The 9,596-nt window shown below is 64.5% G+C and carries 10 protein-coding genes and 1 pseudogene; 8 read left to right on the top strand and 3 right to left on the bottom strand.

Annotated elements, in window-relative coordinates; translation table 11 throughout:
• The 6 genes from ACT67G_RS11215 to ACT67G_RS11190 form a co-directional block, all read left to right on the top strand.
• The coding region (locus tag ACT67G_RS11215; RefSeq protein WP_443664291.1) for a phosphate ABC transporter ATP-binding protein at window positions 1-486 on the top strand (486 nt) is incomplete at its 5' end.
• Between the two features lies 1 nt (window position 487).
• Window positions 488-1,132: a phosphate signaling complex protein PhoU gene (gene phoU, locus ACT67G_RS11210; RefSeq protein ID WP_326214975.1), complete on the top strand. Its 645-nt coding sequence runs from the start codon at window positions 488-490 to the stop codon at window positions 1,130-1,132.
• 70 nt (window positions 1,133-1,202) lie between these two features.
• Window positions 1,203-1,862 (top strand): HD domain-containing protein, encoded by a 660-nt coding sequence (locus ACT67G_RS11205; protein ID WP_325245549.1) that lies wholly within the window; start codon window positions 1,203-1,205, stop codon window positions 1,860-1,862.
• A 23-nt stretch (window positions 1,863-1,885) separates the two neighbouring features.
• Window positions 1,886-2,560 (top strand): response regulator transcription factor, encoded by a 675-nt coding sequence (locus ACT67G_RS11200; RefSeq protein WP_325245551.1) that lies wholly within the window; start codon window positions 1,886-1,888, stop codon window positions 2,558-2,560.
• Between the two features lie 15 nt (window positions 2,561-2,575).
• Window positions 2,576-4,237, top strand: a complete 1,662-nt coding sequence (locus ACT67G_RS11195) for an ATP-binding protein (protein ID WP_443664290.1) — start codon at window positions 2,576-2,578, stop codon at window positions 4,235-4,237.
• Window positions 4,238-4,341: 104 nt separating this feature from the next.
• Window positions 4,342-5,760 (top strand): spore germination protein, encoded by a 1,419-nt coding sequence (locus tag ACT67G_RS11190; RefSeq protein ID WP_443664289.1) that lies wholly within the window; start codon window positions 4,342-4,344, stop codon window positions 5,758-5,760.
• 52 nt (window positions 5,761-5,812) lie between these two features.
• Here the strand turns inward: ACT67G_RS11190 and ACT67G_RS11185 are convergent, their stop codons facing one another.
• Both ACT67G_RS11185 and ACT67G_RS11180 read right to left on the bottom strand, forming a co-directional pair.
• Window positions 5,813-5,995, bottom strand: a complete 183-nt coding sequence (locus ACT67G_RS11185) for a ferredoxin (RefSeq protein WP_325245557.1) — start codon at window positions 5,993-5,995, stop codon at window positions 5,813-5,815.
• A gap of 31 nt (window positions 5,996-6,026) precedes the next feature.
• Complete coding sequence (locus ACT67G_RS11180; RefSeq protein ID WP_443664288.1) at window positions 6,027-6,740, bottom strand: ATP-binding protein; 714 nt, start codon at window positions 6,738-6,740, stop codon at window positions 6,027-6,029.
• Window positions 6,741-6,849: 109 nt separating this feature from the next.
• On the opposite strand from ACT67G_RS11180, the gene ACT67G_RS11175 reads away from it, so the two are divergent.
• On the top strand, window positions 6,850-7,524 hold the full coding sequence (locus ACT67G_RS11175) for a Crp/Fnr family transcriptional regulator (protein ID WP_443664287.1): 675 nt from the start codon (window positions 6,850-6,852) through the stop codon (window positions 7,522-7,524).
• Window positions 7,525-7,538: 14 nt separating this feature from the next.
• Window positions 7,539-8,561, top strand: coding sequence for a flagellin lysine-N-methylase (gene fliB, locus ACT67G_RS11170; protein ID WP_443664286.1), 1,023 nt, complete (start codon window positions 7,539-7,541; stop codon window positions 8,559-8,561).
• Window positions 8,562-9,165: 604 nt separating this feature from the next.
• Here the strand turns inward: fliB and ACT67G_RS11165 are convergent.
• Window positions 9,166-9,596 (bottom strand): annotated as a pseudogene (locus ACT67G_RS11165) (type I glyceraldehyde-3-phosphate dehydrogenase); the annotation flags it as partial.

Below are 9,596 nucleotides of genomic sequence, written 5' to 3'. Positions count from 1 at the left end.
TTCCAGAAGGCCAATCCCTTCCCCATGAGCATCTATGACAACGTGGCCTACGGCCCCCGGACCCACGGCATCCGCTCCCGGGCCAAGCTGGACGAGATCGTGGAGAACTCCCTGCGCTCCGCCGCCATCTGGGACGAGGTGAAGGACCGGCTGAAAAAGAGCGCCCTGGGCCTCTCCGGCGGCCAGCAGCAGCGCCTTTGCATCGCCCGGGCCCTGGCCGTGGAGCCGGAGGTGCTGCTGATGGATGAGTCCACCAGCGCCCTGGACCCCATTTCCACCTCCAAGATCGAAGACCTTGCGGTGGAGCTGAAAAGCAAGTATACTGTCATCATGGTCACCCACAATATGCAGCAGGCCGCCCGTGTCTCCGACAACACCGCCTTCTTCCTGCTGGGAGATCTGGTGGAATTCGGTAAGACGGAGCAGATCTTCTCCAATCCCACGGAGAAGCGTACCGAGGATTACATCACGGGGAGGTTCGGATAACGTGAGAAATCGGTTTGATGAGCAGCTGGAGCAGCTGCATGTGGAAATGATCCAGATGGGCGCGCTGTGCGAGGACGCCATCTCCGCCGCGGCGGAGGCCCTTTTGAAGGGCGACCGGGATCTGGCGGAGAGTGCCCAGGAGGCGGAGCGGGAGATCGACCAGAAGGAGCGGGAGGTGGAAAACCGCTGTTTGAAGCTCCTTTTGCAGCAGCAGCCTGTTGCCAAGGACCTGCGGGAGATCTCCGCTGCGCTGAAGATGATCTCCGACCTGGAGCGCATCGGCGACCAGGCGGCGGACATCGCGGACCTGGTGCCCTATATCACGCTGCCCAACGGCGACTGCCTGCATATCGCGGAGATGACCCGGGCGGTCATCGGCATGGTCACCGACAGCGTGGACTCCTTCGTCCGGCGGGACCTGGAGCTGGCTCGGGCGGTGTGCCGGGCGGACGATCAGGTGGATGAGCTGTTCAACCAGGTGAAGCGGGAGCTCATCACCTTCCTGCGCCAGAGCCCCGACGCCGGGGAGGAGGGCCTGGACATCCTGATGGTGGCCAAGTACCTGGAACGTATCGGCGACCACGCCACCAACGTGGCCGAGTGGGTGGAATACTCCATCACGGGGATCCATCCCTCCGCAAACTGAATCGGACGGCGCGGCGGGGTTCCGGGAACCGGCCGCGCCTGCTTCCATAAAGAAAAGGAGAGGATCTCAAATGCTCACGTATGAAGACGTGAAAAACAACACGGCTATCCGCACCTATATCCAGCGGGCGGACGAGTCGCTCATCGCCCTGGGCTTTACGGAGCACAGCTTTGCCCATGTGACGGTGGTGGCGGAGAACGCCGCCTATATCCTCTCCACCCTGGGCTATCCGGAGCGGACGGTGGAAGTGGCCCGGATCGCCGGGTTCCTCCACGACATCGGGAATCTGGTCAACCGCATCGACCACTCCCAGTCCGGCGCCGTCATGGCCTTCCGGATCCTGGACAATCTGGACTGCGACCCGGAGGAGATCGCCACCATCGTCACCGCCATCGGCAACCACGACGAAGGCACCGGTCAGCCGGTGAACGCTGTGGCGGCGGCGCTGATCCTGGCGGACAAGTCCGACGTGCGCCGCAGCCGGGTGCGCAACCGGGACATGGCCACCTTCGATATCCACGACCGGGTGAACTACTCGGTGAAGAAGTCTCAGCTGAAGATCAACGAGGAGCATACCCTCATCAAGCTGAAGCTGTGGGTGGATACCAAGTACGGCTCCGTCATGGACTACTTTGAAATCTTCATGGGGCGGATGCTCCTTTGCCGCAAGGCCGCGGAGACGCTGGGCCTGCAATTCAAGCTCATGATCAATGAGCAGCCGCTGATCTGAGGCGGCGGTAGGAGGAAGAGCCAATGATCTATTTACTGGAGGATGACGGCAGCATCCGGGATTTCGTCATCTATACCCTCAACAGCCAGGGCCTGCCCGCCCGGGGCTTCCCGCTGCCCTCGGAGTTCTGGAAGGCGGTGGAGGAGGAAGTGCCGGAGCTGGTGCTGCTGGACATCATGCTGCCGGAGGAGGACGGCCTCACCGTTTTGAAAAAGCTCCGTCAGGACGGGCGCACCGCCGCCGTCCCCGTCATCATGCTCACCGCCAAGGGCACCGAGTACGACAAGGTGGTGGGGCTGGACAGCGGCGCCGACGACTATGTGGCCAAGCCCTTCGGCATGCTGGAGCTCCTTTCCCGCATCCGGGTGCAGCTGCGCCGGACACACCGGGACACTCAGGAGGTCCGCTACCGCTGCGGCGTGCTGGAGGTGGATCCCGGCCGACACACCGTCCACGTCTCCGGGGAGGCGGTGAGCCTCACCCAGAAGGAATTCGAGGTGCTGCGGCTGCTGCTGGCGCACCGGGGGCAGGTGTTCTCCCGGGAGCAGCTTTTGGAGCAGGTGTGGGGCTACGCCTATACCGGGGAGAGCCGCACCGTGGACGTCCATATCCGGACGCTGCGCCAGAAGCTGGGCCCTGCGGGGGCGTACATCGAGACGGTCCGGGGCTACGGCTACAAGATCGCCGCAGAGAGCTGACGGGGGAGCGGGAATATGACAAAACAGATCTTTCGCTCCATCCTGGCGGTATCCATGGCGGTGCTGCTGGCGAGCCTGGTGCTCATCACCGGGGTGCTCTATGGGTATTTCCAGGATCGGGTGCTCAACGAACTGGCCGTGCGGACGGAGTATGCCGCCCGGGGCGTGGAGCTGGACGGCGAGGCCTATCTGGAATCGGGACTGCCCGGGAATGACCGGGTCACCTGGGTGGACGGCGACGGTACCGTCCTCTATGACAACACCGAGCCTGCCGACGACCTGGATAACCACGCCCAAAGAGAGGAGATCCGGGAGGCGCTGCAGCTGGGTAAGGGCTGGGCGGTGCGCTATTCCGACACCCTGGCCCAGCAGACCATCTATTATGCGCTGCGCCTCACCGACGGGACGGTGCTGCGCCTGTCGGATACTCAGTACTCCGCCTGGACGCTGGTGGTACAGGTGCTCCAGCCGGTGGCGGTGATGGTTTTGCTGGTACTGGTGCTGGCGCTGGTGCTTTCCTCTGCGGTGGCAAAGAAAATCGTGCGCCCCATCAACGCCATCGATCCCAACGACCCCTCCGGGGCGGACACCTATGAGGAGCTTGCGCCCCTGCTCACCAAGCTGCGCAGCCAGCGCCGCCAGATCCACCAGCAGATGCTGGATCTGCGCCGCCGCCAGCAAGAGTTCACCGCCATCACCGAGAACATGAGCGAGGGCTTCCTGGTCATCGACCCGGAGACCCGGGTCCTCAGCTACAACTCCGCAGCGGTGCGGCTGCTGCGGGCCCGGCAGCCGGGAGAGGAGGGCGCCAGTGCCCTGGAGCTCAACCGGGAGGCGGGCTTCCGCCGCTGCGTGGAGGAGGCCCTGGCGGGCCGCCGCTGCGAGGAGCTGCTGGAGCGGGACGATGAGTGCCGCCGGGTGCTGGCCAATCCCGTGGAGCGGGACGGCCGTGTCACTGGCGCCGTGCTGGTGATCCTGGACGTGACGGAGAAGGAGCAGCGGGAGGCGCTGCGCCGGGAGTTTACCGCCAACGTCTCCCACGAGCTGAAAACGCCCCTGACTTCCATCCTGGGCACCGCGGAGATCCTGGAGAACAACATGGTCCAGCCGGTGGACATTCCCCACTTTGCCGGCAACATCCGCCGGGAGACGGAGCGGCTCATCGGATTGGTGAACGACATCATCAAGCTCTCCCGCCTGGACGAGGGAGGCCCCGCCGGCACCTGGGAGACGGTGGATCTCCACCAGCTTGCCGGACGGGTGCTGGAGCAGCTCGCCGATGCCGCAAAGCGCAAGGACGTCACGCTGGAGCTCCGGGGTGAGACGGCCCTGGCCCGGGGTGTGCCCCAGATCGTGGAGGAAGTGGTCTACAACCTCTGCGACAACGCCGTGGCCTACAACCGCCAGGGAGGCAGCGTCACTGTCACCGTGGAGAACACGCCCCAAGGGGCCCGGGTGGCCGTGGCGGACACCGGCATCGGCATCCCCCGGGACGCCCAGAGCCGGGTGTTCGAGCGGTTCTACCGGGTGGACAAGAGCCACTCCAGCGGCGGCACGGGACTGGGCCTCTCCATCGTCAAGCACGGCGCCGCCTATCTGGGGGCCCGGGTGGAGCTGGAGAGCGAACCTGGCCGGGGCAGTACCTTTACCCTGACCTTCCCGCCGGTGAAAGCATAAGGAAATACCAGGACCGGAGCTGCGGCTCCGGTCCTTTGCTCTCTTTGGGGGATAGACTGTGGAAAACGGCGCATACTACCCTGGAAACAGAGGGGAGGATGCCCATGGAACAAATTTCCAACGACTATACCGAAAACGTCCGCTGGTTTGACGATGTGCTGGGGGTGAACCGCAGCTGCGACATCGTGAGCCGGGACCTGCGCATCGGAGGCCGCCGGGGGCGCATCTGGGTCATCGACGGCTTCGGCGGCGACGCGGTGCTGGAGCGGATGGGGGCCTTCTGGCTGTCCCTGCCGCCCCAGGCGGTGGCGGACATTACCGAGATGCAGCAGTTCGTGGACGGGTGCGTTACCTTCATGGAGGCGGACGTGAGCTTCGACCGGGACGACATCGTCACCTCGGTGCTTTTGGGCAAGAGCCTCCTTTTGATGGAAGGCGTCAGCGGCGCCGCCATGATGGATGCCAAGAACTACCCGGGCCGGGGGGTGGAGGAGCCCGCCGACGGCCGGGTGCTCCGGGGGGCCCACGAGGGCTTTGTGGAGGCGCTGGTACCGAATCTTGCGCTGCTGCGCCGCCGCATCCGGGATCCCCACCTGACCATGGAGCCCCACCGGGCGGGAGGGCGCTCCAAGACGGATATCGTGCTCTGCTACCTCAATGACCGGGCTGATCCCAAGCTCCTGGAGCAGATCCGTCAGAAGCTGGAGGGCATCGACCTCCACGCGTTGTCCATGGGGCAGGAGAGCCTGGCGGAGGCCATCCGCCCCAAGCAGTGGTACAACCCCTTTCCCAAGGCCCGCTACACGGAGCGGCCGGACACCGCCGCCGCCTGCATCATGGAGGGATCCGTGGTGGTGATGGTGGACACTTCTCCCTCCGCCATGCTGCTGCCCACCTCCTTTTTCGACTTCACCCAGGAGGTCAACGACTACTATTTTCCCCCAATTATCGGCACGTACCTGCGGATTTTGCGGGTGGTGGTGTTTGTGATCTCCCTGCTCATCACCCCTGCTTGGTACCTGATGGTCAGCTCCCCGGACCGGCTGCCGGAGTGGCTGGACTTCCTCTCCCCGCCGGAGCCGGCGTCGCTGTCTCTTCTCTGGCAGCTGCTGGTGGTGGAGTTCCTCATCGACGTGCTGAAGCTGGCCTCTCTCAACACCCCCGACGCCCTGTCCAACTCCTTCTCCCTGCTGGGCGCCCTGATTCTGGGAGACTTCGCCGTCCAGGCCAAGTGGCTGGGGCCGGAGGTGCTGGTGTATATGGCCTTCGTCTCCATCGCCGGCTTTGCCCAGCCCAGCTACGAGCTGGGATACGCCTTCAAGCTGCTGCGGGTGGCGCTGCTGATCATCACCGCCCTCTTTGACGTGTGGGGGTTCGTGCTGGGCTTTTTGGGGATCCTGGTGCTGCTGGCCACCACCAAACCCATCGTGGGCCGGGGCTACCTCTACCCCCTGATCCCCTTCAACGGCAAGGCCCTGCGGCGCCTTTTGCTGCGGGAGCCCATCAGCCGGGACAATACGTGAAAAATCAGCGCCCCGGAGCAGAACGCTCCGGGGCGCTGATGAGGTGATAGGCTCACTCCTCCAGGGAGATGGCGGAGACGGGGCAGCCGTCCCGGGCCTCCTGGGCGGCACCCTCCTGGTTGGCGGGCACTTCGCCGCCGTGGGCCAGGCCGTCGTCTCCCATGGTGAAGACCAGGGGGCAGGTGCCGGCGCACAGGCCGCAGCCGATGCAGGTATCGTTGACAATGGCGTTCATAGCAAGATCTCCTTTCAGATTCAAAATTCACTCAGTCCAGAATGGTTCCGTCCCGGCCCAGGGTCACTACCTGCCAGGGAAGGAACTTGCCGCTTGCCCGCAGGGCGTTTTCCACGGCGCGCTGGATGCCGCCGCAGCAGGGCACCTCCATGCGCACCACGGTGACCTCCCGGATGTCGTTGCGGCGGAGGATCTCCGTGAGCTTCTCCGTGTAGTCCCCCTCATCCAGCTTGGGACAGCCGATGACGGTGATGCGGCCCCGCATGAACCGCTCATGGAAGTCCGCCCGGGAGAAAGCGGTGCAGTCCGCCGCCACCAGGAGCTTTGCCCCGTTGTAGTAGGGGGCCTCCACCGGCAGGAGTTTGAGCTGTACCGGCCACTGGCGCAGCTCCGACACCGGGCCTGCCGCTGCAGGAGCGGCAGCCGAGGCCGCGTCGCAGCAGCTCTCTCCTCCCCGCAGCACCGCAGCGGCGCTGCCGGGGCAGCCGCAGGGCAGGGGAGCAGCCTGGGCGGCCTGCCGGGCCTTGACCGCCGCCTCGTCATAGGCGGCCGCCTCCCGCTCCACAAAGGTAATGGCGCCGGTGGGGCAGGTGGGCAGGCAGTCTCCCAGGCCGTCGCAGTAGTCGTCCCGCAGCAGCTGGGCCTTGCCGTCCACCATGCCGATGGCACCCTCGTGGCAGGCCGCCGCGCAGGCGCCGCAGCCGTTGCACTTTTCCCGGTCGATTTCAATGATCCTCCGAATCATAGTGTTTCTCCTTTTTTCCGTTTCAAACGTTGTTCTTGCTTTGTTGTGGATAGTATCGTACAATCAGGATAAAAAGTATGTTGGATTTCCAACAAAAGGGGGAATTTTTTTGGAAATCGTACCGGAGATGCTCCCCTCGCCTCTGTTCCGGGGGATTGATCCCCAGGAACTGGAGGCATTGCTGGGGTGCGTGGAGGCCACCCGCCGCCGCTATGGAAAGGGGGAGACGGTGCTGCGCCGGGGAGAGCGGACGGCGCGGTTGGGGCTGGTGCTCTCCGGCGCCGTCCACGTGGTAAAGGAGGACTTCTGGGGCAGCCGCACCATCGTGGGGCTGGCGGGGCCTGGGGATGTCTTTGCCGAGTCCTACGCGCTGGCCGGGGAGCCTCTGGAGGTGACGGTCCTGGCCGCGGGGGAGACGGAGGTGCTGTTTCTTGACGCCCGCCGGGCCCTCTCCGGCTGCTCCAACGCCTGTACTTTCCACGCCCGGCTGACGGAAAATCTCACGGCGCTGCTGGCGGGGAAGAACCTGGCCCTCACCCGGAAGATGGGGCACATGGCCCGGCGCACCACCCGGGACAAGCTCCTGAGCTATCTCTCCGCCGCGGCCCTGGCGGCGGGGACGCCGGAGTTCGACATTCCCCTGGACCGCCAACAGCTGGCGGATTTTCTGGCGGTGGACCGCAGCGCCATGTCCGCCGCCCTGGGCAAGCTCCGGGACGAGGGGGTGCTGACCTTCCGGAAGAACCACTTCCACCTGCTGCGCCCCGAAGAACTGACAGACTGAGAGGAGAGAGGATCATGCGTGTCCGGGAACCGGATTATTACGGGGCGTTCCGCTGCCTGGCGGGAGCGTGCCCCCACACCTGCTGTGAAAAGTGGGAGGTGGTCATTGATGAGGAGACCGCCCGCCTTTATGGAACAGTTCCCGGCCCTCTGGGGGAGAAGCTCCGCGCCGCCATGGCGGTGGACGAAGACGGAGATGTTTGCTTCCCCCTCTCCGGCGGCCGCTGCCCCTTTCTGGACGGGGAGAACCTGTGCGAGATCCACCGGCAGCTGGGGCCGGAGGCCACCTCCGTCACCTGCCGGGCCCATCCCCGCTTTACTGAGGACTACGGCCCCTTCCGGGAGGTGAGTCTCAGCGCCTCCTGCCCGGCGGCCCTGGAGCTGCTGCTGGGGAGTGAGGCTCCCCTGACCTTCCCGGAGCGGCAGACGGCGGAGGCGGGAGAGCCCGGGGACCCATGGCTTGCGGGGCTGGTGCCTCTCCGGGACCGGATGCTCCGGGAACTGGAGGCGCGGCAGCGGCCGCTGGAGGCGCGGATGGAGCGGTTTTTGCTGCTGGCCCTGGAGGCACAGGCGGTTCTGGATGCCGACCGGGGGGAGGAGCTGGCGGACCTGGCGGCGCAGTGGGAGGCGCCGGAGGTGGAAGTCCCCGCCGGGCCGGGGCTCTTTCCCCACGCCCTGGAGGTGCTCTCCGGCCTGGAGGCCCTGGACGGTGACTGGCGGGACCTCCTGGGCCGGGCAGCGGCGGCGGAGGATGTGCCGGTGCCGGAGGCGCTGCTGGAGCGGGTGGGGGCATACTTTGCCTTCCGCTATCTTCTCAAGACGGTGAACGACGGGGACCTGCTGGGCCGGGCGCAGCTGTGTGTGCTGATGGTACTCACCGCCCAGCGCCTGGCGGGAGTATGCGGCTTTTCCGAGGCGGTGCGCCGCCTGAGCTGCGAGATCGAGCACAGCGAGGAGAATCTCGAGGCCCTGAGGGCGGCGTTCCGGGAGGATCCGGGGCTCTGTGCAGCGGCCTTTTTGCGGCAGTTGGAGGGGTGAGGGTGCACTCGGCCCCACATTTGTGCACCTTGCTGACGGCAATCGATTTGCATTTATGAAAAATGTAAAATTGCACAAATGCACTTGACATTTTCAGAAAAGTATTGTACATTGTAGACACAGGAAGGGAGTGAGTCCAATGGGCTAAGAAGCTCAGAGGTTCAAATTCATCCTCATCCCAGCGCCGTATGGAAACCAGTCCACATTAAAACCGCGCGAACTCCGGAAGAACCCAAAAACGAAACACACCTCACTATGATGAGCCACACGAGAGAAGTTTTGGTAAAGACCAGAGCAAGAATCTGCGTGTAACCGATGTTTTAAGGATTGGCAAATACCTGAGTTTCCCCGAGTTTCCTGATTGATTTCCCCAAGCATGACTGGGATCCAGCGGTAGTCAAAGAAAGCAAGAGGTAAAAGTATTGGAAAATCCGATCCAGGAGTAGGCCCCCCGTTCGTCGTTGGAGCGAGCGGGGGGTTGTGCTGTACATGGGAGGCCGCGCCGGGCAACCGGCGCTTTTTTGCTGCCCGGCGGCGCCCGTTCCGGCAAAAGGTGCAAAAAAGCCCCGGGCCAAAGGGCCCGGGGCGGAAGATGCGGGGAAAATTACTTGTGGTCCACAGAGGACATGTAGCGGATCAGATCCACCATCTTGTTGGAGTAGCCGCACTCGTTGTCGTACCAGGAGACCACCTTCACGAAGGTGTCGGTGAGGGCAATGCCGGCCTTCTTGTCGAAAATGGAGGTGCGGGGATCGCCCAGGAAGTCGGAGGAAACAACATCCTCGTCGGTGTAGCCCAGAACGCCCTTCAGCTCGCCCTCGGAAGCGGCCTTCATGGCCTCGCAGATCTGCTCATAGGTGGCGGGCTTTTCCAGCTTGGCGGTCAGATCCACCACGGAGACATCCAGGGTGGGGACGCGCATGGACATGCCGGTGAGCTTGCCGTTGAGCTCGGGGATGACCTTGCCCACAGCCTTGGCGGCGCCGGTGGAGGAGGGGATGATGTTGCCGGTAGCAGCACGGCCGCCGCGCCAAT

Source organism: Dysosmobacter sp. (assembly GCF_052306735.1).
GTDB lineage: Bacteria > Bacillota > Clostridia > Oscillospirales > Oscillospiraceae > Oscillibacter.
This window is presented reverse-complemented; position numbering and strand designations above follow the sequence as displayed.